Here is a 22,252-nt window from a genome sequence, read left to right on the forward strand (position 1 = left end):
CTTGCAAATACCTCACTACAACTTGAAAAATCTAAGAAGTTATTAGATCAAACTACTCAAAATAGATTAAATGTAGCATCTGATTTAGAACAAATAAAGAAAAGAATCAAGCAAAAAGAAAACGATATATTCTTAAAACAGGAAGCCTTAACAAAAAATGAACTAGCAAAGCAAGAATCTGATAAACAATTAGTTATAGCTAGCGAAAAATTAAAAAACATGAATGAACAACTTATAAAGGCAGTTAATGAGCACATTGCTGCTAGGGAAACGGCAGCAGAGTTTGGTCGTTATATAAGATTTGTTCTCAGACCTAAACATGAAAAAGTACACGAGCAATTTGCTGAAAAAGAAAAGGAATTGGAAAAAGTTCGAAAAGAATATGAATCATTAAAGCAAGATTTAGATCATATAAATGAAAGTAAATCCGAATTAGAGGAACGATTACCTTGATATAAAGAGGATACTAAAAAACTAGAATCTAAGTATGATGAAATTAATAATCAATTAAACGAAGCGCTAAAAAATGAAATTAAAGATGTTGAAGTAATAAAGGGTTTAGTTTCTTATGTACAAGATTATTACCATTATTTTATGAGTGAAAAGGAAAATAAGGATAATGTTGAAGACCAATTATCGAATCAAATTCCTGAACAAATTAGTGATTTAAATGAAAAAATTTCTTCTGTAGCTAAAAAATTAGAAGACACTGAAAAGCAAGTTCGTATTGCTTATGAAGCCTTTCGAGCTTCGTTTGATGAATATAATAATAAGATTGGTACTAAAAACATAAATAATCAAAAAAAGGTTGCTGAAACTTATAAAGAGCTAACAAAGGATAGAGAAAATTACAATTATGCCTTAAATAACTTTCAAGCCGCAAACATTTTAGTAGAGCGCAGAACCCAAAAATTTAATCAAGTAAAACAAGAATATATAGACCTATTTAAAGAAAAAGAAACATTAGAATCTAACAAAGCGAAACTTGAAGAAGTTCTAGAAATTGCAAATAAAAAAGAACAAATTATGAACTCAGAAAATCTTAATAAGATTGACAGTGAATATAAAGATTTAAATAAACAAAAAGAAATGTTAATACAAAAATATCAAAATGCTAAAAATGAATTAGCTTCGTTGTTTAAGCAAAAAGAGTCGTTTAAACAGCAAATTATAGATATTCAAGCAAGTGTTGAAAATACGGATAAGGCAATTTCATTTTTGGCGACGGATGTATTATCAAAAGCAAAAATATTAGAGCATAAAATTAAGGAATTAGAACAAATAAAAAATAAGCTATCAGTTATTTAAAAATCTATAATAATTAATGAAGTTTATCAAAATGAAAACAAAAAATGTTTTAACAAAAAATATCTTGTTATATTTCAAGATGTTTTTTTGTTTTCTAAAACATAAAAATTTTATGATAAACATAGGAAATAAATCAATAGAATGCTTTCAATAAACAACTGCCTTCTTGATAGTAAAATCACTAGAAAAAGCTAAAAAGCGCCCTGTTTTAGACGATATTCGTTCATATATATATATATATATATATATATATAATTTGAGATTATTAGTATGCTAAAAACTAATAAATAGAATCAATTAATAAAAATGTTTAGGGCGGTATTTAATAATGAGAAGAAGTAAGGGTACATTAGCATTGTGTTTAGGATTGTCAACAGGGCTGGTGGTCGCAGGTATTTCAGCATTTATCTATGCACGTTATAACAAGAATAAATCAATTGCACAAAAAACAGAAGATATATCTAAATATAACATAATTATTTTGCAAAAACAAAAGCAGTTAAAAGAAGCTAAAAAAGCATTGCTATATATCAAAAAAGAACAAAAAAATTCTAAAAATAAGTTTGTAGAGATAATGAAAAATATCGAGAATCTTGAAGCAAAAAATAGTGAGTCTAGGATTAAGTTAGAAGAAATCAAAAATGAACAAATAAAGCTAGAAGCGGAATTTGCGAGTTTAATAAAAGCATATGATGAAGCTAAAAAGGAATTAGAAATAGCAAAACAAGAACATAAAAAAATTCAATCAAATTTTGATTTTGCAAATAAGATTTTTATTGAAAAATCAGAAAAATTGTTATCAAAAACTAGCGAATTAGAAAAAGCTAAAAAAATATTGGCTGATGCTAAAACAGATAATGAATATGCCAAAAAATCAATTTCAAATATCGAAAGTGATATTAATAAAAAAAGTATGGAATTGAGCAACAAGCAACAAGCTAAAGATAAAATATCGCATGATCTTGAAGTAGCTAAACAAAAAGAAAAACAGGCATCAGAATTACTTAAACAAGCAGAACAAGATTTTGATCTAAAAAATAATGCCTTGCAAACATTAAAGAACGAGTTAGAAGGTTTAAAAAAACAACAAAATTCAGCAGAAGCTAGCTATAGCCAAGCTAAGAAAAAAATGGATTTTTTAAATGCGGAAGTTATAGAAAAAGAAAAACTCTTAGATCAAGCTAAAGAACAATTACAATTAAAAAGTGAAGATGTTAATTTAAAACAACAAGCTCTTGATATTGCAATCAGAGAATTAAATGAGGCAAGCGCCATAAAAGAAGAGGCTTCAAATAAATTAAAAAAGGTACAACAAGCATTACAACAAAGTAGTGATAATTTAGTACAAAAATCTCGCGAGGTAGATCTAGCATTAAGAGCTGTTGAAGAAGCCAAAAAAGAAAAAAATAATGCTCAAACTAAACTAAATAAAACCAAAGAAACACTAGAAGAAAAAGAAAATGATTTAAAAGCTAAAAATGAAGCTAAGCAACAAAAACTTGAAGAAAAACAAGATGCTGAATTACAAAAGAAAAAATTATCTGATGCTTATGATGATTCTGTTTTAAAAGAAGCCGAATCGCAAAGAGAACTAGAATCAAAAAAAGATGAATTGAAATTATTATCAGAACAACATACTGAATTAAGTAACAAAACTAAAGAAGTCGAACAAGAAATTCAAAATATATCAAATGAAATAATATCATTAACACAAAAGCTTAAAGATGCAAAAAAAGTTTTAGAAACAAGGCAACAAAAACTAAAAGAATTAGAAAATGCTTTGCCCAATGCGAATAGGGAATTAGAACAGGCTAGAAATAAAGAAACACAAGCAATAAAAAACCAAAAAGAAGCTGATCAAAAATTGCAAAATGCGCAAAATGATTTGCAAACAAAGAATAGCGAAAAAGCTGTTGCTGAATCAGAATTACAAAAGGCTAAAGATAAAGAAAAAGAATCAAAAACTGAATTAGATAATAAGAATAGCGAGTTAGCTTCGAAACAAGAAATTAAAAATAAGGCAAATGTTGAAAAGCAAGAAGCAGAAGGAAAACAATCTCAAATTGAACAGAAAATCTCAAGTCTTGAAGTAGATTTTGCCAAAAAGAGTAAGAAGGAACAAAATGCTGCAAGAGATTATCAGCAAGCCGAGGAAGCATTTCAACAAGCACAACAAACATTATTAGAGGAACAAAGAAAAAGTGATGAACTTAGAGAAAAAACAGAAAAAGCAACAGAAGAAAAAGATAAAAATAATACTGAATTAAGACAATTAAGAAGTGAAAAAGAGAAAATAGATCAGCAACTTAAAAAAAATCAAGAAAACTTAGAAAGACAAAACCAGAAATTAAACGAAAAAATGGATAAATTGTCTAATTTAGAAGGTGAAGTTTCATCACTTAATAAACAAATAGATGTTACTAAATCGGTTATAGATACAAGTCGAGAAAGTTATCAAGAAATTGAAGCGCATGTAAAATTTATAGAAATAGTTGGCACAAATTTTTATGATCAAAAACCTATTGATCCAGAGGATTATCCTGAATTGAAGGATTTTTTAGAAGGAGGCTTTAGCGATGCAGACTTTGCTAATTGGGTACAACAATTTCATGAATACCATGATTATTTTGCTGATATTCATAACATGCAAGATAAGGTGATTAAAAAACAAAAAGAAATTGAAACAACTAAACAAGAACTTACACAAAATCGACAAGACATTGATAGAATAAACGAAGAAAATAAACAATTAAATCAAAAGCTTGCCAACTCTAAATTGGACGAAAAAATAATTGCCAAACAAAGCGAATTTGATGATGCAAATAAAAAATATGATGAATTTAATAAACAATATGTGGCAACATTTAAAACAATCGATGCAGCTAAGAAAAACTTAAAGACTAAGGAAGAAGTTAAGAATAATTTAATGTCGCAAAAAGATCAAGCTAGCTCCGAAAAAGCAATGGCTGAACAAAAACTTTCGGAAGCTAAAAAGCAATTAGAAACTGCCAAGCAAGAAGTTGCAAATAAAGATAAATTATTGCAAAAAGCAAATCAAGATTTTTCACATACTGAAGAAGTAAAAAATAGCGCTGAAATGAAGTATAATCAAGCACAATCTGATTTGTTAAAAAAACAAAAACTCTTAGAAACCAAGGTTAGCGAAGTAGAAACTGCCACGCAAAATGAAACTAGATTGCAACAAGAAAAAAAAGAAGCTGATCTAAAATTAGAACAAGCTCGAAAAGATGTTCAAACCAAGAATACTGAATTGCAAACGAAGCAAGAACAGCTAAAAAAAGCGCAACAAGAATTCGAAGCAGCAAAACTCACAGAGCAAGAAGCGCAAAAATCCTTAGATAATGCTAATGAAAAAAAGAACAATAAACTTGCCGAAAAAAATGAATTGCAATCGCAAACACAAAGTAAATTAAAAGAAAAAACTAGTAAAGAAGAAGAAATTAAAAATGCTGAATCTAATCTTAGCCAATTACAAAAACAAAAAGAAATAAATAATAGCAAGCTTGAAACCCAAACACAAAAAATAAATGAGTTAACTAGTGATCTAAATCGCTTAACAAATGAAGTAGAAAAAGTCAAACAAGAACTAGATGAAGCAAAAAATAGCAATGATCAAGCAATGGCTGAATATGAAGAAAAACTTGCAAATGAATCATTAAAAATAGAAGAATTAGACCAAAAGAAAAAGCTAAAACAAGAAGTTGAAAATCAAAATCAAAATGATCTCAGAAATAAAGAAGAAACTCAAAAAATATTAGAAGGCGCTAACAAGGAATTTATATCAAAACAAGAAAGTAAGGATCAAAAAACAAAAGATTTAGAAGAGTCTAAAAAAATAGAAAAAAGCGTGCAACAAGCAGAAGCAAAGGCACAACAGGATTTAGATGTTTCATTAGAAAAGCAAGATAAGGCTTATGAATTGTTTGAATATGCTAAGATAGAATTAAATAATAAAAATAAAGAAGTACAATGAAAACAAGAAGCTTATAATAATCAAGAAAAACTATTTATTGATGCTAAAGAAAAGAAAAATAATGCTAGCAAAAGCTTAAAAAACGCAAAGCAAAAGGTTGCAGAGGATAGTAATAATTTAAATACCAAGGTTGTTGAAATTGAAGAAGTTAAAAAATTACTAAATGAATTAGAAGCAAATAAGAAACAAGTATTGCAAAGACTTGAATTAGCAAATAAGAACGTAGTTGAAAAAACAAAATTATTTAGTTCTATTGAAAATGAAAAAAATCTAGTCCTACAACAAAAGCATGCTTCAGAATTTGCTAAATTAGGTCTCAAAAAGCAACTTAATAAATCTGAGAAAAATCTTGAATCTAATAAACAAATTCTTTCAAATAAAAATGAAGAATTAAAGAAGAATAAGCATCAACTTCAAGAAATAATAAGCCAAGCTAATGATATTAGTGAGGAAATTAGTAATATCAATAATATCATTCAAAAAGAGTTGAAAAATAAAGAAAATGTAGGCCAAACTCTAAGTGCTACAAATAAAGAGCTTGCCAAGAAAAAGAAAGAAATTTCTGATTTAATAGATGAGATAAATAAATTAAAGCAAATATTATCTAATCTTAGTGAATCTAAATAAAAACAAATAATAAGAATTATAATATGTCGTTACAAAAAAAGCTTTTACCCATATAAAGAGGTTTGAGCTTTTTGTTTTGTTTAAACAAAAAAACTCAAGTTAAAATACTCGAGTTTACTAGTCATGTTTGATTAAATAATCAACTAATGATATGGCTGCCCTTGTTAGATTCGAACTAACGGATGGCGGTACCAAAAACCGCTGCCTTTCCACTTGGCTAAAGGGCAAAATGGTGGAGGGGGAGGGATTCGAACCCCCGAACCGTGAGGAAGTGGGTTACAGCCACCCGCGTTTGGCCGCTTCGCTACCCCTCCAATTTACATTAGCAAGTTAAATTATATTATAAAAAAAATTATTTGTTAAAAAATAAAAAATAAATTCATTATCTTGTTGCCCAGTTTCTAGTGTTTTATATAAAAAAAGTTTAAAAAAATTACAAAAAAAATGTTTTTGGTATAATAAATTAGCAACTATGCAAAGAAGCATAAGGTTACGATATACCGAGCTTAGTTGTTCATCTTGGTTATCGAGAACTTATGCGGAGTGCTTCATATAATGAAGAAGGAGAACAAACAATGGCAAAATTAGAAATTAAAATCAAAGCCTTTGAAGCTAGTTTAGTAGATGATGCTGCTAAAAAGGTTATACTTCTAGCGAAAGCTGAGAAGGCTATGGTAAGTGGTCCAATTCCTCTACCTACAAGAAAAGAAATTGTTACCATTTTAAGATCTGTTCATGTTAACAAAAAATCTCGTGAACAATTCGAAAGCAGAACTCATAAACGTCTAATTGTTTTATCAAATGTTAGCGAAACACTAATTGATAAAGCAAAAAGACTTGAATTGCCTGCTGGTGTTCAAATTAGCGTTAAATCTGTAGCATAATACAGATATTATTTTTTTTAAAATATATACGTATATGTGGCACCGATTTTTTAAAAAAATGAAAGGATAAAAATGAAAGGAATCTTAGGAAGAAAAGTTGGAATGACTCAACTATTCACTAGCGAAGGTAAGTTAATACCTGTTACTATTGTTGAAGTTAAACCAAATGTTGTTACCAAAATTTTAACCGAAGAAAAAAACGGTTATATTGCAACACAACTTAGTTTAGAAGATAAGAAAAAATCTCAAATTAAGAAACCTGAAGTAAATTATTTCAAGCAAGCAAATACAACACCTAAGCGATTCGTAAAAGAAATCCGTAATATGGCCGGATTTAACTTAGGTGAAACATTAGATGCCTCAATTTTTGAAGGCGGAGATGTGGTTGATGTTACGGCTATTTCAAAAGGAAAAGGTTTTGCCGGAACCATTAAGAGATGAAACCAACATATTGGTCCTAAATCACATGGTGGTGGTGGTGGTTCGCAACCTATAAGACAAACCGGTTCTATTGGTGATATATCTGGTAATAGAGTTTGAAAAGGTATGACAATGCCTGGTCACCTTGGGGCTGAACAAGTTACAATTCAAAATTTAGAAATTGTAAAAACTGAAGCGGAAAATAACTTATTAATTATTAAAGGCAGTGTTCCTGGAGCAAAAGGCGCTTTGTTAGTTATTAAAAATGCTAAGAAATCAGTTCAAAAGAAAGCTGAAATTAAATTAGTTAATTTAAAAGAAACATTAGCAAAGAATGAAATTTTTGAACAAGCTAAGAAATATAATCTTGAATTAAATATGGATATGTCATTAAACGAAATGAAGAAAGCTCTTGAAGAAGCTACAGAAGGGGATAAATAATTATGTCTACAATTGTTGATAAATACTATATCTCAGAAAAGTTTGATAAAGACCGAAACATATCATTTAATTTCAAAAAAGCAAAAGAAAAAGTTTCAGGAAATTTTGCTGAATTTATTGATGCTGTTAATGAATTCATTAATGTTAGCGAAAAATCTAAGAATAGTACTAGAGTATGATTTCACCGTAATGGAGCATATAGTGGTAGTGTTGATGTAGAAAAGGCTAGAATTATTGCTAACAGAGTTATTGAAGCTAAAGTTGAAAGCAAGGATGCTATCGAGTTTATTGAAAAAGAAAATTTAGTTGATAAACCAGCATCACCAGCTAAAAAAATGGAAGAAAGTGATTTTGAATTGCCAAAGAGTGTGTTTGGATTAGAAAAGATACATACTCAATCAGTTTTTGACGCTATTTTGGTAGAAAGAGGCTCAAAACGTCTGGCTACTCATAAGGTTAAATCACGTGGTGAAGTTAGTGGAACAGGCAAAAAACCATGACCACAAAAACATACAGGTAATGCTCGTGCTGGGTCATTAAGAAGTCCAATCTTTGTTGGTGGCGGTAGAGCATTTGGACCAACAACCGAAAGAAATTACAATCTTAAAATTAATAAAAAAGCTAGAAAAAATGCTTTATTCTCAGCATTAACAATGCTAGCAAATGCAAATTCTGTTTTAGTTAGAGAATACGAACTAGAAAGTATTTCAACTAGAGCCTTATTAGTTGAATTAAATAAGGATAATCTAATTGGATTAAACAATATTCTAATAGTTTCTTCAAATGAAACCATTTATAAATCGGCTAAAAATTTACCAAATGTTAATGTAAACAAGGTTACATCATTGTCAATCGAATCATTAGTAGCTGCTGATGTTTTAGTGATTAGCAAGGAAGATGTTAAGTTCTTAGAAGGGATGGCAAAATAATGAATATTAATCATGTTATTAAATATCCAGTTTTAACTGAAAAATCAGAAATTGCTAGATCTAATCAAAATGTTTATACATTTGTTGTTGACAGAAGAACAAACAAAATTGAAGTTAAAAAAGCTGTTGAATTTATCTTTGATGTTAAAGTTGAAAAAGTTAATATCATTAATTATGATAAAAAACCAGCTAAATTAGGTAGATTTGCAGGGTTTAAAAATGCCGTTAAGAAGGCTGTTGTGTTTTTGGACAAAGATTCAAAGATTGTTTTATTTGCTGAAGAAGCTAAAGAAGCAAAGAAGGCAAAAGAAACTGAAATGAAGTCTGAAAATGTCGAAACAGTTAAACAAATATCAGAAGCCGAACTAAAAGCAGCAGAAAAAATTAAAAGAGCTGCAGAAGCAAAAACGCAAAAGTCTGAAGAAAAAGCAGAAGAAATTAAGCAAGAAACAGAATCAAAATAATTAATCTCGATAAAACAAAAACTATAAGATTAATTTTTAAAAATAATAATTTAGATTCTTAAAAGATAAATATTATACAAACAAATATTTTTAAGAAATGGAGAAAAGAAGACAATGGCTATTAAAAAATTTAAAGCTTATACAAATGGTCGTCGTAATATGTCTTCTCTTGACTATCAAGCAAATTTAACTGGACATAAACCAGAAAAATCATTGCTTGTGGCACTTCCAACACATTCCGGAAGAAATAATCAAGGTAAAATTACAACTCGTCACCACGGTGGCAGATTAAAAAGATTTTATCGTATTATTGACTTCAAAAGATATAACAAGGATGGAATTGAGGCTATTGTTAAAACAATCGAATATGATCCAAACAGATCAGCCAATATTTCTTTAATTGTTTATCGTGATGGAGAAAAGAGATATATTATCAGTCCAAAAAATATTAAGGTTGGACAAAAAGTTATTTCAGGAGAACATGTAGATATACAAATAGGAAATAACTTACCACTTGGAAATATTCCAGAAGGTACATTTGTTCACAATATCGAATTACAACCTAAACAAGGTGGAATTATTGCTCGTTCTGCTGGTAGTTCAGCGCAAATTTTAGGTAAGGATGAATCAGGAAAATACGTTATCTTAAGACTAAAATCTGGCGAAGTGAGAAAAGTTCTAGGTGTATGCCGCGCTACAATCGGTGAAGTTGGAAATGAAGAACACTCATTAGTTAATATCGGTAAAGCTGGTAGAAATAGATTGAGAGGAATTAGACCTACAGTTAGAGGTTCAGCCATGAACCCTAATGATCACCCACATGGTGGTGGTGAAGGTAAACAACCTATTGGTAGAAAATCACCAATGACTCCATGAGGTAAAAAAGCTCTGGGTGTTAAAACTAGAGCAACTAAAAAATCATCTAACCAATTTATTATTAGAAGAAGAAAGGAAAGTAAATAATGTCTCGTTCATTAAAGAAAGCGCCCTTTGTTGATGATCACTTAATGAAAAAAGTGGTTGCTATTATTGAAAATAAAGCACCAAAGCGTCCAATCAAAACCTGATCAAGACGTTCAACAATTTATCCTGAATTTATTGGTTTAACATTTCAAGTTCACAATGGTCATGCATTTCTTGATGTCTTTGTAACAAATGATATGGTCGGCCACAAATTAGGTGAATTCGCACCAACAAGAACATTTAATGGTCACGGTGCTGATAAGGCTAAAGGAAAGAAATAATATGGCACAAATAGTTAAGGCATCAGTTAAAATGCAAAGAATTAGTGCGAGAAAAGCTAGATTAGTAGCAGATTTAATTCGCTATAAATCAGCTACACAAGCATTAATCATTTTGCAAACAACATACAAAAAGGCTTCAGAAATTATTCTTAAACTTTTAAATTCAGCGATTGCTAATGCAACAAATAATTTTGGTTTAGATGCTACTAAATTAGTAGTTTCAAAAATTTTAGTAAATGAAGGTCCTACATTAAAAAGATTTCAACCTCACTCACGTGGCAGAGCATACCCAATTTTAAAAAGAACTAGTCACTTTTATGTTGAATTAATGGAATTAAATACAGACGAACTAAATAAGGAGGCAAAATAATATGGGTCAAAAAGTTAATCCAAATGGTTTTCGTTTTGGTATAACAAAACCGCATAATACTGTTTGATATTCAGACAAGCAAGATTTTGCTAAGTTCTTATTAGAAGATCAAAAAATTTATGATTTCTTTGATAAAAAGGTTCGTGAATATTTAATTGGCAATGTTCAAATTAAGAGAAACCAAAACAGTAATATTATTGTTTATGTATATACAGCTAAACCAGCTGCCTTATTAGGAACAAATGGTGATAATATTAAAGCTATAACATTAGCTCTTAAAAAAGAACTAAGAAATAAAAAAATTAATATTACTATTGATGTAATAGAACTAAAAAATCCCGACTTAAATGCAAGACTATTAGCAGAAGGCATTGCTGTTAAATTAGAAAATCGGGGAAGCTTCAGATTAGCACAAAAATTTGCTATCAAAAGTGCTATGAAAGCAGGAGCTAAAGGTATTAAAACCTCTGTATCTGGCCGTTTAAATGGTGTTGATATGGCTAGAACGGAAGGATATACCGAAGGTGAAATGAAATTGCATACTTTAAGACAAGATGTAGATTATGCTGTTGCTAAGGCTAAAACAACATATGGTATCTTGGGCATTAAGGTTTGAGTTTCATTAGGTGAAATTTTAGAAAACGGAAAAGCACAAGTTAGTGCTTTGGAATCAAATAAAACTGAAAGAAGACCGAGAGTTATTAGAAAGGGCGGTGAAAAACATGCTTCAACCAAAGAGAACTAAACATAGAAAAATGTTTCGTATCCGCCATGATAAAACTAAAGCACATCGTAATAACACAGTTTCATTTGGTGAGTTTGGTTTAAAATCAACCTCATCAGCATGAATCAGCGCAAGACAAATTGAAGCAGCTCGTATTGCTATTACTCGTCGTATGGGTCGTGAAGGTAAGGTTATTATCAAAATATTTCCACATATGTCAAAAACATCTAAACCTATTGGGGTTCGTATGGGATCTGGTAAAGGTAGTCCTGATCAATGATTTGCAGTTGTTAAAGAAGGAACAGTGATGTTTGAAGTTATGGGAAACCAAACTGATACTATGAAAGACGCTTTAAGATTAGGCGGTCACAAGTTGCCTGTTACTTGAAAAATTGTTTCTAGAGATGCTACATGTCAATCGGAAGGAGAAAAATAATTATGTCATATACTGAATTAAAGAAAAAAACAGTTGAAGAACTAAAAACTTTATTAGCAGAATTAAGAGCAGAATTATTTTCTCTACACTTCAAAAATGCGACTCGTCAATTAGACCAAACCCACAAAATTAATTTAGTTAAAAAAGATATTGCTAGAACCTTAACTGCTATAAATGCCAAAAAGGAAGAAGGAGATAAATAATGGAACAAGTTAGAGAAAATCATCGTAAGAAGCTTGTTGGAACTGTAATTAGTACTAAGAATGAAAAAACTATTACTGTTATGGTTGAAACATATGCAAAACACCCATTATACTCAAAGCGTTTCAAAGTATCTAAGAAATTTGCTGTTCATGATGAAAAAAATGAAGCAAAAATTGGTGATGTTGTTGAAATACAAGAAACAAGACCACTTTCAAAAACTAAACACTTTAGATTAGTTGAGATTAAATCACACGCTATCGGAGGAAACGAAAATGCTTAGTGAATTTTCGAGATGTAATGTAGCCGATAATTCTGGCGCCAAAGAAGTAATGATTATTAAGAACCTTGGTGGTTCGGTTGTAAGAAGCACAAATATTGGTGACATTGTTGTTGTTACTGTTAAAAAGGCAATCCCTAATGGTGTGGTTAAAGAAGGTCAAGTTTTAAAAGCAGTTATTGTTAGAACAAAAAGAGGCATTGCAAGAGAAAATGGTTCATACATTAGATTTGATGATAATGCTGTGGTTTTAATTAAAGAAGATGGTACTATGAGAGGTACTCGGGTATTTGGTCCTGTAGCGAGAGAACTTCGTGAAAAAGGATATTTAAAAATAATTTCATTAGCTCCGGAGGTTTTATAATGTCTCAAGCTAAAATTAGAAAAAATGATATTGTTTTAGTTATTTCAGGAAAAGAAAAAGGTAGATTTGCATCAGTTTTATCAACAAATGTCAAGAAACAAACCGTTGTTCTAAAAGAAATTAACATAAAAACCAAACACCATAAACCTTCACAAGAAAATACTGAAGGAAAAATTGAAAAGAAAGAATTTCCTATTCATATTTCCAATGTAGCATACCTAGCAAAAAAAGGTGCACAAGGCCAAAAGTCAATTGGAACAAAAATAGGATTTAAAGTTGATGCTAAGACCGGTAAAAAACAAAGAGTTATGAAAAAAGTTAATAAGGTTATATAAGTAAATAAGGAGAAATAGAAAATGGCTAAATTAGAATTAGAAAAAAAATATTTAGAGCAAGTTCGCCCTGAATTAGTTAAAGAATTTGGTTACTCATCAATTATGCAAGCTCCGCGTTTACAAAAAATTGTTATTAATATGACAGCCGGAAATGAAGTATCAAACTCAAAAGCTATTGAAGAGGTTATGGTTGAATTAAGCCAAATAACTGGACAAAAACCATATCAAACAGTGGCAAAAAAATCATTGGCATCTTGAAAATTGCGTGAAGGTATGCCAATGGGTGGAAAAGTAACATTAAGACGTGAAAGAATGTGATCATTTTTAACTAAATTAATTAATATTGCTTTACCTCGTGTACGTGACTTTAATGGTACAAGCTTAAAAAGTTTTGATGGTCGTGGTAACTACGCGATTGGTATTAAAGAAGAAATTATTTTCCCAGAAATTTCATTTGATAAAATTCGTAAGTTAAAAGGTATGGATATTATTCTTGTAACCAGTGCAAATTCAGATAAAGAAGCATTTGCATTATTAAGGAAACTTGGAATTCCATTTGCAAAAGGTACTAATTAAGGAGAATTTGTATGGCAAGAAAAGCGTTAATGATTAAAGCTGAACGTGAACCAAAATTTTCAGTTAGAAAATACACACGTTGTCAAATTTGTGGTCGTGTTCATGCAGTGTTACGTAAATATAAAATTTGTAGAATTTGTTTTAGAGAATTAGCACACGAAGGAAAGATTCCTGGCGTAAAGAAAGCGAGTTGATAATTATGGCTATTATTACAGACCCAATAGCAGATATGTTTGTTAGAATTAAAAATTCTATTTCAAGAAAGTATCATGAAGTTCTAGTTCCTCACTCAACTAAAAAAGAAAAAATCTTAGAAATTTTTACAAGAGAAGGTTATATTACTTCATATGAAATCATTACCTCACCAAAAGGTTTTAAAGAAATTAAAATTACTTTAAAATACAAAGGAATGAATCAAAATCTATCTGCAATTACAGATATTAAAAGAGTTTCTAAACCAGGTTTAAAAGTATATTCATCAGCTGACAAATTACCTCGTGTTTTAAGCGGATATGGTACAGCAATTATCTCAACATCAAAAGGTCTATTAACTGATAAAGAAGCAAGAAAAGCCAACTTAGGTGGCGAAGTTATTGCCTTTATTTGATAGCACTTACCTAGATTTAAGGATTTAAACTATGTCAAGAATTGGAAAAAGAGTTTTATCTATTCCTCAAGGTGTTGAAATAAATTTATCAAAAAACCATATTGTTATTAAAGGTAATTTAGGTCAATTAGAATATACATTTTCACCATTAATTTCTGTTATTATTGAAAATAATGAAATTAAAACTTTAAGAGCTAATGAAGAAAAAACTACAAAGCAATTGCATGGTACAACAAACGCTATTATTAGTAATATGTTAATCGGAGTTTCAAAAGGTTATAAAAAAGAAATCGAAATTAAGGGTGTTGGTTACAAAGCAACACTTAAGGGAAATGAAATCGAAATAATTGCCGGATATTCGCACAGTGTAGTTAAGGCAATTCCATCAAATCTAAAAATTGAGGTACCAAAACCAACTAATATTATAATTTCTGGTATTGATAAACAAGCTGTTGGAGAATTTGCTGCAAATATAAGAGATATTAGACGTCCAAGCCCATATTCAGGTAAGGGAATTATGTACAAAGATGAAGTTATTAGACGTAAGGAAGGAAAAACTGCTGCTAAGTAGTTAAAAAATAGGTAAAAAATTATGTTATCAAGAAATGAAAGACGTAAAGTTAAACATTTAAAAATTACTAATAAATTAGCAAAAGGTACTTCACAAAGACCACGTGTTGTTGTATTTAAATCATTACATAACTTTTATGCACAAGCAGTTAATGATGAAACACATACAACATTAGCTTCATTTTCAACTAGACAATTATCTGAAAAAGGGAATAATATTGAGGCAGTAAAAATGGTAGCAAAGCAATTTGCTCTAAAACTAAAAGAAGTAAATGTTTCTGAAATCGTTTTTGACCGTTCAGGCTATATTTATCATGGTAAATTAGCAGCATTTGCAGACACATTAAGAGAAGAAGGGATTAAGTTCTAATGGCTGAAGAATTAAAGAAAGAAAATACTGAAGTAGCTAAGGAAACTAAGGTAGTTTCACCTATTAAAAAACCAGAAATAAAAGAAAATAATAAAGCAACTACTGAACGAAAAGCTTTTGCTCCCAAGAAACAATTTAGTGCAACTCCTGCAGCTAAGATTTTTGAAGAAAAAGTTATTGATATTGCCAGAGTTACAACCGTTGTTAAGGGTGGAAGAAGATTTTCATTTTCAGCATATGTTGTTGTCGGCGATAAAAAAGGTAAAGTTGGATTTGGACACGGAAAAGCAAATGAAGTTCAAGATGCTATTAAAAAAGCAGTTAAAGATGCACAAAAAAATGTATTCAACGTTCCTATAGTTAACGGAACCATTCCACACGAAATAAAAGAAAAATTCCTAGCTTCAAAAGTACAACTACGTCCTGCTCCTAAAGGTGCTGGTATTATTGCTTCTAATACAGTGCGTGCTGTTGTGGAATTAGCTGGTTATACCGATATTTCTACAAAAACATATGGTTCAAGAACAAAACACAATATTGTTCATGCCACAGTTAATGCACTTAAGAAGATTAAAACAGTTGAAGAAATTGCTAAACTACGTGACATTGATGTAAAGCATTTATTAGCTAAATAATATAATATTAAGGAGTGTTATTTATGAAATTACATACATTAAAAGCAACACCTGGCGCTCGTAAAGAAAAACATCGTGTCGGACGTGGTCATGCTGCCGGTAAAGGGAAACAAGCTGGTAGAGGGCAAAGTGGACAAACAAAAAGAAGTACAGTTAGACTAGGTTTTGAAGGTGGACAATTACCACTATTCAGAAGAATTCCTAAACGTGGTTTTAATAATGTAAATCATGTTGAATTCCAAATTGTTAATATTTCTTCGCTAGAAGAAAAATATGCAAATAATGAAGTTGTTTCTTATGAAACATTGATAGCAAAAAACCTTATCAAGGGAGTATTGCCGGTTAAAATTTTAGGAAGAGGAACACTAACTAAAAAGTTGACTGTTTCAATTCCGTCTCTTTCACAATCAGCTAAAGAAGCTATTGAAAAAGCTGGAGGAAAAATCGAGGTTCAATAATGGCTAAAAGATCTAAAGTAGAAAAGGAAATATATAACAAAAGACTCGAGCGCAAATTAGCAATTGATAAATTTTTTGCTAAAAAAAGAAACTCGTGATCAGAATGATGAAAAAATCATGGTCTTTTTAAGAAGATCTTATTTACTCTTTTTGTTATTTCACTTTTCTTAATAGCTGGTACTATTACTTTACCAGGTGTTGAATTAGCACATCAAGACAGATTGAATCAAGGTGATTTCTTTGGTATCTTAAACTTGGTAGGTGGCGGTGGATTACGTAGATTCTCCATAGTCGCCTTGGGGATTGGACCTTTTATTTCTTCATCGCTAGTAATGATGATTTTGCAAACAAAAGCATTCCCGGCGGTTCATCGTTTAAGTCAATCAGGTCCATTGGGTAGAATAAAAATTAATTTTATAACTTATACTGTTACATTGTTCTTTGCAATATTTCAAGCAATATTGATTACAAGAGCATTAGTAAATCCACAGACTGATAATTTTGGTATAAGATTTTCTGATAGTTTAGTTAAGTCTCTTGGCGAAAAAGGAACCTTTGCTTATCAATGAGTGATTCTTCCTTTATTGTTAGTAGCTGGATCATTCTTTTCTTTATTTTTATCAGAACAAATAACAAATAAAGGTGTTGGGAATGGAACGAGCTTAATTATCTTTGTCGGAATTGCTAGCTCACTAGTTCCAACCTTCAGACATGCTTTTGAATACTATATGCCATCAGTAAAAAATAATAATTCGGTTGTTTTAAAGGAAACACTAAACTTTATTGTTTATTTACTGGCGTATTTATTAGTAATTTTTGTTGTAATATTATTTACTCTTGCTGAAAGAAAAATTCCAATTCAACAAGTTGGGGCAGGATTATCTAAAACGGAAAAAGAATTAAGTTATCTACCTATCAAAGCAAACCCAGCAGGAATTATGTCAGTAATTTTTTCAATGATGGTTCTTTCTGTTCCTACATTGATTGCAGGGTTATTTGATCCTAATACAAGTAGATATTATCAATGAGTTTATTCAAATCTTCAACTAACACAACCATTAGGATTCTTCTTATTTGTTATCATAACATTTGGATTAACTATTTTAATGGGTATACAACAATCTAAAATTGATAAGATTAGTGAGGATTTTGCAAAAAGCAGTACGTTTATTCCTGGAATTAGACCGGGTGAACAAACTGAAAATTATTTATTAAATACTGTGTTAAGATTATCATTCTTTTCTGCTGGGTATTTAATAATATTGGGGGCATTGCAATTTATTCAACAAATGTTTGGAATGCCTGCACCAATAGCGTTTGGTGGAACATCAATAATGATTCTAGTTTCAACAGCAACAGAAACTGTTCAACAAATTCAAGCAAGATATAAATCACAGGAACTTGCGCGAAGAAGACGAATGATTAAAGAATTAAAAGAAGTATATGGAGAAGACGAAGATTTAATATGATAGAAAGATGTCAAATTAAGAAGCCTAATTTGATTTTTATAGGTGCACCAGGTGCTGGCAAGGGTTCTCTTTCTAAGCTATTAGTTGAAAATTTTGGGTATTTTCAACTTTCAACTGGTGATATGTTTCGTCAAGAAATTAAAAATAAAACAGAATTAGGGCTAAAAATTAAAAACATATTAGAATCAGGAAAATATGTTGATGATAATATAACTAATCAGCTAGTTGAAAATAAACTAACTAGCTTAGTTAATGAGAAAATACCTTTTATTCTTGATGGTTTTCCAAGAACGATTGATCAAGCTGAGTTTTTAGATACACTTGAAAAAAAAGGGATTTATATTGACCAAGTTATTTTATTAAATATTACCGATGAACAAATTATTGAACGTTTATCGAAGCGTAGAATTTGTCCTTCATGTAAAACAATTTATCACCTAGAATCATTCCCACCAGCTAATGATAAATTCTGTAAACATTGTAAAACAGAAGTTGTCAAAAGAGCTGATGATGAAGAAGAAGTAGTATTAAAACGTCTTGCGATATATAACGATCAAACAAAATGTTTAATAGATTTTTATAAAAAAAAGAATATAGTTTCAGAAGTAAATAGCTATCAATCATTAAAAAAAGTGTTTGATGACGTTAAAGAGGCCTTGAAATGATAAAAATTAAGAATCAAATCGAAATTCAAAAAATTAAAAAGGCCTGCGCAATCTTGGCAGAAGTCAAAAAAATTCTTTGAGACTTTATAAGACCAGGCGTTTCTTTAAAAGAAATTGATAGCGTCGCTTTTAAAGAAATTAAGAAAAGAGGAGGAAAACCAGCTTTTTTAGATATGTATGGTTTTCCTGCAACTTGTTGTATTTCAGTTAATGAAGAATTAATTCATGGTATCCCTTCTGATTATGTTGTTAAGGATGGGGATATTGTAAAAATTGATACCGGGGTAGTATGGGAAGGATATTATTCTGATTCTGCCTTTACAAAAGGTGTTGGCAATATTACACAAAAAGATAAGGAATTAATTCAAGTTGCAAAAGACGCTTTTTATGCAGGATTTAATGCAATTAAAGTAGGTAAACGCTTTGGTGATATATCTGCTGCAATCGGAAATTATATTCGTCAAAAAGGCTATTATACACCTGATGAATTTTGCGGCCATGGTATAGGTAAAAGTTTGCATGAAGATCCGCTTATAAATAATGACGGTATTCCAAATACAGGTGATTTTATTAAAAACGGTATGGTTATCTGTATTGAACCGATGATTTTACAAAAGTCAAAAAAAACATTAATTAAAGAAGATAATTGAACTGTTATTGATCCATTAGGTTTTAATACTTCGCACTATGAGCAAACAGTATTAATTGATAATGGTGAAGCATATATATTATCAGGAGACAACATTTAATGGGAAAAAACAAGAAAGATAAAAAAGAAGAAGTTATTAAAATGACTGGTAAAGTTACCAAGATGCATTCAACAAAAAATTATGATGTTTTGTTAGAAAATAATCTTGAAATTAAGGCTTATATTTCAGGAAAAATGTCTCTACATAACATTAAACTTATTCCCGGTGATATGGTTGATGTTGAAATCAGTCCTTTTGATTGAACGTTAGGCAGAATAGTTTTTCGCCATAAATAAAACTAAGGAGAATTATGAAAGTTAGAGCATCGATTAAAAGCATTTGCAAAGACTGTAAAATAATTAAAAGACACGGCGTTAATAGAGTAATTTGCATTAACCCAAAACACAAACAAAGACAAGGATAAAAAAATGGCTAGAGTTTTAAATATAGAAATTCCAAATAATAAAAAAGTTCGTATTTCTCTAACATATATTTTTGGTATAGGTCCAACAATTGCTAAGCAAATCTTAGCTGCCGCAAATGTTGATGGAGAAAAAAGAGTTAAAGAATTAAGTGAAGAAGAATTAACACGCATTAGAGATGAAGCTAAACAATATACTACTGAAGGTGATTTAAAGAGAGAAATTAATCTAAATATTAAAAGATTAATGGAAATTAAATCATATCGTGGTATTAGACATAGAAAAGGATTGCCAGTAAGAGGCCAATCAACTAAGAAAAATGCAAGAACAAGAAAAGGCCCAAGAAAAACGATTGCTGGAAAGAAAGGTAAATAATAATGGCTAAGAAAAACAAAAAAGTTGTTACGCAAGGTATTGCGCATATTCACTCAACATACCAAAATACAATTGTTTCTTTTTCAGATTTAAAGGGAAATGTTTTTGCATGATCTTCTTCGGGGGCAATTGGATATAAAGGTACGAAGAAGAAAACTCCATATGCTGCTGGCCTAGCCGCAGCTGCTGCTGTTGAAAAAGCCAAAGAATTTGGTTTAAAGGAAGTGTCGATTATGGTTAAGGGTGTTGGTCCTGGAAAATCAACAGCTCGCAAGCAAATTGAAACAAGTGGTTTTACAATTAAGGATGTTAAGGATGTTACTCCTACTCCTCACAATGGTACTCGTCCTCCAAAGAAAATTCTTAAAAGAGAAAAATAATTTAGATTTACAAGGATAACATAGGGGGATATTATGGAAAAAATTCAAAAAATTACTTATAAAGAATTAGTCGCTGAAAAAGTAAATGATTTTAATACAACATTTGTAATCGAACCATTATCGCGTGGTTATGCAAATACAATGGGGACTACTTTAAGAAGAACTTTACTTTCTTCTATTACATCAGTTGCTCCATTTGCGATTAAAATCAATAATGTCGAACATGAATTTCAAACAATTAGTGGTTTACAAGAAGATGCGATAACATTAGTTAGAAATATAAGAAGCATCCGTTTTGTTTACAATGAAGAAATGTTTGAAAAAGATAACTTAGCAAAAATATCATTTAAGGCCAATAAGGAAGGCGAAATCTATGCTTATGATATTCCTGAGGTTAGTGGCCTAGAAATAGTAAATAAAGATCAATACATTGCTAATATAGCCAAAGGTGGCTCATTAGAATTTGAATTATTTTTAAGAAAAGGTCGCGGTTTTGTTGATTTTGAAGAAAATAAGAATGTAATTAGTCAATATGGTTCAAGATTAGAATCAAATATTAAAAATGGTCAATTTTTAGCAATGGATAGTGATTTTAGTCCTGTTAAAAAATGTGCAATCTCTTTTGAGGAATTAAATAGTTCATCTAAATTAGTTGAAGAAAGATTAAAAATTAAACTAGAAACCGATTGCACGATTACAGCAAAAGATGCGATGGAACAGGCTGCTAAGATTATTGTTGCTCATTTTCAAATCATTGGTAATATTGATGCTTTGGAATCGATAGAATTATTCGAAGAAAATAAAGATAAAAAAGATAAGGAAATTAAGTCATCTGTATCAATCAGTAAACTTGGCTTATCAGTAAGATCAGAAAATGCTTTAAAAAGAGCAAAATTCACCACTATTGAAGAAGTATTAAATTTAACTGATGAAGAATTGGCAAATATTAAAAACCTAGGTAAAAAATCAATTCAAGATATTATTGATAAAAGAAATGATTGAAAAAATAGAATTGGCAATGATGCTGATTTCGAAAGCGACACCACGATAGATTCACTAGAACAACTTAAAAAATCAGATGAGGGAGAAGAATAATGGCTAACCCAAAACAACTATTTCGTAGAAATACTGAATGATGAAACCATGTAGAAAGATCGTTAGTTACCGATTTATTGGTAAACGGTCAAGTTAAAACCACTCTTGAAAGAGCTAAAAGAATTAGATCAAATGCAGAAAAGATGATTACACTCGGAAAGAAAAATACCCTTTCAACCAGAAGACAAGCAGCTAAATTTTTAAGACTTATTCCTTCAAAAGTTGAAAACAAAGATTCGTTACAATATTTATTTGATGTTCTAGCATCAAAATACGCCCAAAGAAATGGCGGATATACAAGAATAATTAAAATTAATAACCGTGCTGGCGATAATGCTAAAATGGCAATTATTAAATTAGTATAAAAATAGGAGATAAATTATGGCTATAGTTCCAAAAAGAAAAACCTCAAAGCAAAGAAAAAATTTAAGAAGAAGTCATCATGCATTAAGTCCTATTACGTTAGTAGAATGCAAGCATTGCAAACAATCAATTATTCCTCACCAAACATGTAGATATTGTGGATTTTATAAGGAAGAAAAAGTTCTTAAAAATGTTATTAATGATAAAATTAAATAATTTTAGAAACACCAAGTTGTTGACTTGGTGTTTTAATTTAATAAGTTATACTTGACTTTTTTAGTAAAAGATATTATCTATATTAGATTATATTTTTTTATTAATAATTTCAAAAATAAAAAAATTTTATATATAATATATAAGCTTTCTATTTTTGCTTGATTAGTTTTTAATTAAACTAATTTAGTAATATCTAAGATTTTTTAAAAAAAATAAAAAAATATTATTAAAAAAAATAAAAAGCGTATAATAGTAATTGTAGCTTTTTTGCTAACAAATATTAAGATAGTTCTTTGAAAACTGGATACGAATACCATAACGTCAATTTTAATTTTTTAAAA

General features: G+C 29.9%; 32 protein-coding genes and 2 tRNA genes. 32 read left to right on the forward strand and 2 right to left on the reverse strand.

All coding sequences use genetic code 4. From position 1 onward, the window contains the following. Both ACWXVU_RS02580 and ACWXVU_RS02585 read left to right on the forward strand, forming a co-directional pair. On the forward strand, positions 1-1,308 hold a 1,308-nt coding region (locus tag ACWXVU_RS02580), incomplete at its 5' end, for a hypothetical protein (protein ID WP_456012132.1). Between the two features lie 328 nt (positions 1,309-1,636). Beyond that, the gene (locus ACWXVU_RS02585) at positions 1,637-5,929 is read left to right on the forward strand and encodes a hypothetical protein (protein WP_456012133.1); all 4,293 of its coding nucleotides are present in this window, start codon (positions 1,637-1,639) and stop codon (positions 5,927-5,929) included. 152 nt (positions 5,930-6,081) lie between these two features. On the opposite strand, the gene ACWXVU_RS02590 is transcribed toward ACWXVU_RS02585, so the two are convergent. Together ACWXVU_RS02590 and ACWXVU_RS02595 are read right to left on the reverse strand one after the other, a co-directional pair. After that, positions 6,082-6,156 (reverse strand) — tRNA-Gln (locus ACWXVU_RS02590). 3 nt (positions 6,157-6,159) lie between these two features. After that, a tRNA-Tyr gene (locus ACWXVU_RS02595) sits at positions 6,160-6,243 on the reverse strand. Between the two features lie 222 nt (positions 6,244-6,465). On the opposite strand from ACWXVU_RS02595, the gene rpsJ reads away from it, so the two are divergent. From rpsJ to rpmF, 30 genes are all read left to right on the forward strand, one after another. Further along, positions 6,466-6,813 carry a 30S ribosomal protein S10 gene (rpsJ, locus tag ACWXVU_RS02600; protein WP_455966487.1) on the forward strand — a complete coding sequence of 116 codons (348 nt, stop codon included), beginning with the start codon at positions 6,466-6,468 and terminating at the stop codon, positions 6,811-6,813. Between the two features lie 72 nt (positions 6,814-6,885). Next, on the forward strand, positions 6,886-7,674 hold the full coding sequence (gene rplC, locus ACWXVU_RS02605; RefSeq protein ID WP_455966486.1) for a 50S ribosomal protein L3: 789 nt from the start codon (positions 6,886-6,888) through the stop codon (positions 7,672-7,674). A gap of 2 nt (positions 7,675-7,676) precedes the next feature. Beyond that, positions 7,677-8,603 (forward strand): 50S ribosomal protein L4, encoded by a 927-nt coding sequence (gene rplD, locus ACWXVU_RS02610; RefSeq protein ID WP_438340905.1) that lies wholly within the window; start codon positions 7,677-7,679, stop codon positions 8,601-8,603. Beyond that, on the forward strand, positions 8,603-9,067 hold the full coding sequence (gene rplW, locus ACWXVU_RS02615; RefSeq protein ID WP_438340904.1) for a 50S ribosomal protein L23: 465 nt from the start codon (positions 8,603-8,605) through the stop codon (positions 9,065-9,067). The genes rplD and rplW overlap by 1 nt, the downstream gene beginning before the upstream one ends. Before the next feature lie 114 nt (positions 9,068-9,181). Further along, positions 9,182-10,030, forward strand: a complete 849-nt coding sequence (rplB, locus tag ACWXVU_RS02620) for a 50S ribosomal protein L2 (protein ID WP_438340903.1) — start codon at positions 9,182-9,184, stop codon at positions 10,028-10,030. After that, on the forward strand, positions 10,030-10,311 hold the full coding sequence (rpsS, locus tag ACWXVU_RS02625) for a 30S ribosomal protein S19 (protein ID WP_438340902.1): 282 nt from the start codon (positions 10,030-10,032) through the stop codon (positions 10,309-10,311). Before rplB ends, rpsS begins: the two co-directional genes overlap by 1 nt. 1 nt (position 10,312) lies before the next feature. Then, positions 10,313-10,681, forward strand: coding sequence for a 50S ribosomal protein L22 (rplV, locus tag ACWXVU_RS02630; protein ID WP_438340901.1), 369 nt, complete (start codon positions 10,313-10,315; stop codon positions 10,679-10,681). 1 nt (position 10,682) lies between these two features. Continuing rightward, positions 10,683-11,426, forward strand: coding sequence for a 30S ribosomal protein S3 (rpsC, locus tag ACWXVU_RS02635; protein ID WP_438340900.1), 744 nt, complete (start codon positions 10,683-10,685; stop codon positions 11,424-11,426). Next, positions 11,404-11,841: a 50S ribosomal protein L16 gene (rplP, locus tag ACWXVU_RS02640; protein WP_444705167.1), complete on the forward strand. Its 438-nt coding sequence runs from the start codon at positions 11,404-11,406 to the stop codon at positions 11,839-11,841. The genes rpsC and rplP overlap by 23 nt, the downstream gene beginning before the upstream one ends. Then, the gene (gene rpmC, locus ACWXVU_RS02645) at positions 11,817-12,044 is read left to right on the forward strand and encodes a 50S ribosomal protein L29 (RefSeq protein WP_444705166.1); all 228 of its coding nucleotides are present in this window, start codon (positions 11,817-11,819) and stop codon (positions 12,042-12,044) included. The genes rplP and rpmC overlap by 25 nt, the downstream gene beginning before the upstream one ends. Beyond that, positions 12,044-12,325 carry a 30S ribosomal protein S17 gene (gene rpsQ, locus ACWXVU_RS02650; protein ID WP_438340897.1) on the forward strand — a complete coding sequence of 94 codons (282 nt, stop codon included), beginning with the start codon at positions 12,044-12,046 and terminating at the stop codon, positions 12,323-12,325. The genes rpmC and rpsQ overlap by 1 nt, the downstream gene beginning before the upstream one ends. Beyond that, a complete protein-coding gene (rplN, locus tag ACWXVU_RS02655) occupies positions 12,318-12,686 on the forward strand; it encodes a 50S ribosomal protein L14 (protein WP_438340896.1) in 369 nt (122 codons plus the stop codon). Before rpsQ ends, rplN begins: the two co-directional genes overlap by 8 nt. Next, positions 12,686-13,021, forward strand: a complete 336-nt coding sequence (gene rplX, locus ACWXVU_RS02660) for a 50S ribosomal protein L24 (RefSeq protein WP_444705165.1) — start codon at positions 12,686-12,688, stop codon at positions 13,019-13,021. Before rplN ends, rplX begins: the two co-directional genes overlap by 1 nt. 21 nt (positions 13,022-13,042) lie before the next feature. Further along, positions 13,043-13,597 (forward strand): 50S ribosomal protein L5, encoded by a 555-nt coding sequence (gene rplE / locus ACWXVU_RS02665; protein ID WP_456012134.1) that lies wholly within the window; start codon positions 13,043-13,045, stop codon positions 13,595-13,597. A gap of 11 nt (positions 13,598-13,608) precedes the next feature. Beyond that, entirely contained in the window at positions 13,609-13,794 is a 186-nt protein-coding gene (locus tag ACWXVU_RS02670; protein ID WP_004417000.1) for a type Z 30S ribosomal protein S14, read from the forward strand. A 2-nt stretch (positions 13,795-13,796) separates the two neighbouring features. Continuing rightward, complete coding sequence (rpsH, locus tag ACWXVU_RS02675; RefSeq protein WP_438340893.1) at positions 13,797-14,207, forward strand: 30S ribosomal protein S8; 411 nt, start codon at positions 13,797-13,799, stop codon at positions 14,205-14,207. A gap of 28 nt (positions 14,208-14,235) precedes the next feature. Beyond that, positions 14,236-14,775 carry a 50S ribosomal protein L6 gene (gene rplF / locus ACWXVU_RS02680; protein ID WP_438340892.1) on the forward strand — a complete coding sequence of 180 codons (540 nt, stop codon included), beginning with the start codon at positions 14,236-14,238 and terminating at the stop codon, positions 14,773-14,775. 21 nt (positions 14,776-14,796) lie between these two features. Beyond that, the gene (rplR, locus tag ACWXVU_RS02685) at positions 14,797-15,144 is read left to right on the forward strand and encodes a 50S ribosomal protein L18 (protein ID WP_438340891.1); all 348 of its coding nucleotides are present in this window, start codon (positions 14,797-14,799) and stop codon (positions 15,142-15,144) included. Continuing rightward, positions 15,144-15,779 (forward strand): 30S ribosomal protein S5, encoded by a 636-nt coding sequence (rpsE, locus tag ACWXVU_RS02690; protein ID WP_444705164.1) that lies wholly within the window; start codon positions 15,144-15,146, stop codon positions 15,777-15,779. Before rplR ends, rpsE begins: the two co-directional genes overlap by 1 nt. Positions 15,780-15,802: 23 nt before the next feature. Then, entirely contained in the window at positions 15,803-16,237 is a 435-nt protein-coding gene (gene rplO / locus ACWXVU_RS02695) for a 50S ribosomal protein L15 (protein ID WP_438340889.1), read from the forward strand. Beyond that, on the forward strand, positions 16,237-17,709 hold the full coding sequence (gene secY, locus ACWXVU_RS02700; RefSeq protein ID WP_438340888.1) for a preprotein translocase subunit SecY: 1,473 nt from the start codon (positions 16,237-16,239) through the stop codon (positions 17,707-17,709). The genes rplO and secY overlap by 1 nt, the downstream gene beginning before the upstream one ends. Next, positions 17,703-18,374, forward strand: a complete 672-nt coding sequence (locus ACWXVU_RS02705) for an adenylate kinase (RefSeq protein ID WP_438340887.1) — start codon at positions 17,703-17,705, stop codon at positions 18,372-18,374. The genes secY and ACWXVU_RS02705 overlap by 7 nt, the downstream gene beginning before the upstream one ends. Next, a complete protein-coding gene (gene map / locus ACWXVU_RS02710) occupies positions 18,368-19,120 on the forward strand; it encodes a type I methionyl aminopeptidase (protein WP_438340886.1) in 753 nt (250 codons plus the stop codon). Before ACWXVU_RS02705 ends, map begins: the two co-directional genes overlap by 7 nt. Further along, positions 19,120-19,356, forward strand: coding sequence for a translation initiation factor IF-1 (gene infA / locus ACWXVU_RS02715; RefSeq protein WP_438340885.1), 237 nt, complete (start codon positions 19,120-19,122; stop codon positions 19,354-19,356). Before map ends, infA begins: the two co-directional genes overlap by 1 nt. A 14-nt stretch (positions 19,357-19,370) precedes the next feature. After that, on the forward strand, positions 19,371-19,484 hold the full coding sequence (gene rpmJ, locus ACWXVU_RS02720; protein WP_438340884.1) for a 50S ribosomal protein L36: 114 nt from the start codon (positions 19,371-19,373) through the stop codon (positions 19,482-19,484). A gap of 4 nt (positions 19,485-19,488) precedes the next feature. Then, complete coding sequence (gene rpsM / locus ACWXVU_RS02725; protein ID WP_438340883.1) at positions 19,489-19,857, forward strand: 30S ribosomal protein S13; 369 nt, start codon at positions 19,489-19,491, stop codon at positions 19,855-19,857. A gap of 2 nt (positions 19,858-19,859) precedes the next feature. Further along, the gene (rpsK, locus tag ACWXVU_RS02730) at positions 19,860-20,237 is read left to right on the forward strand and encodes a 30S ribosomal protein S11 (RefSeq protein ID WP_438340882.1); all 378 of its coding nucleotides are present in this window, start codon (positions 19,860-19,862) and stop codon (positions 20,235-20,237) included. A 33-nt stretch (positions 20,238-20,270) separates the two neighbouring features. Further along, entirely contained in the window at positions 20,271-21,332 is a 1,062-nt protein-coding gene (locus ACWXVU_RS02735) for a DNA-directed RNA polymerase subunit alpha (protein WP_438340881.1), read from the forward strand. After that, positions 21,332-21,697, forward strand: coding sequence for a 50S ribosomal protein L17 (gene rplQ, locus ACWXVU_RS02740; protein WP_438340880.1), 366 nt, complete (start codon positions 21,332-21,334; stop codon positions 21,695-21,697). The genes ACWXVU_RS02735 and rplQ overlap by 1 nt, the downstream gene beginning before the upstream one ends. Positions 21,698-21,713: 16 nt before the next feature. Then, on the forward strand, positions 21,714-21,911 hold the full coding sequence (rpmF, locus tag ACWXVU_RS02745; RefSeq protein WP_456012135.1) for a 50S ribosomal protein L32: 198 nt from the start codon (positions 21,714-21,716) through the stop codon (positions 21,909-21,911). Positions 21,912-22,252 lie beyond the last annotated feature (341 nt).

Source organism: Mycoplasma sp. 2575 (genome assembly GCF_053851635.1).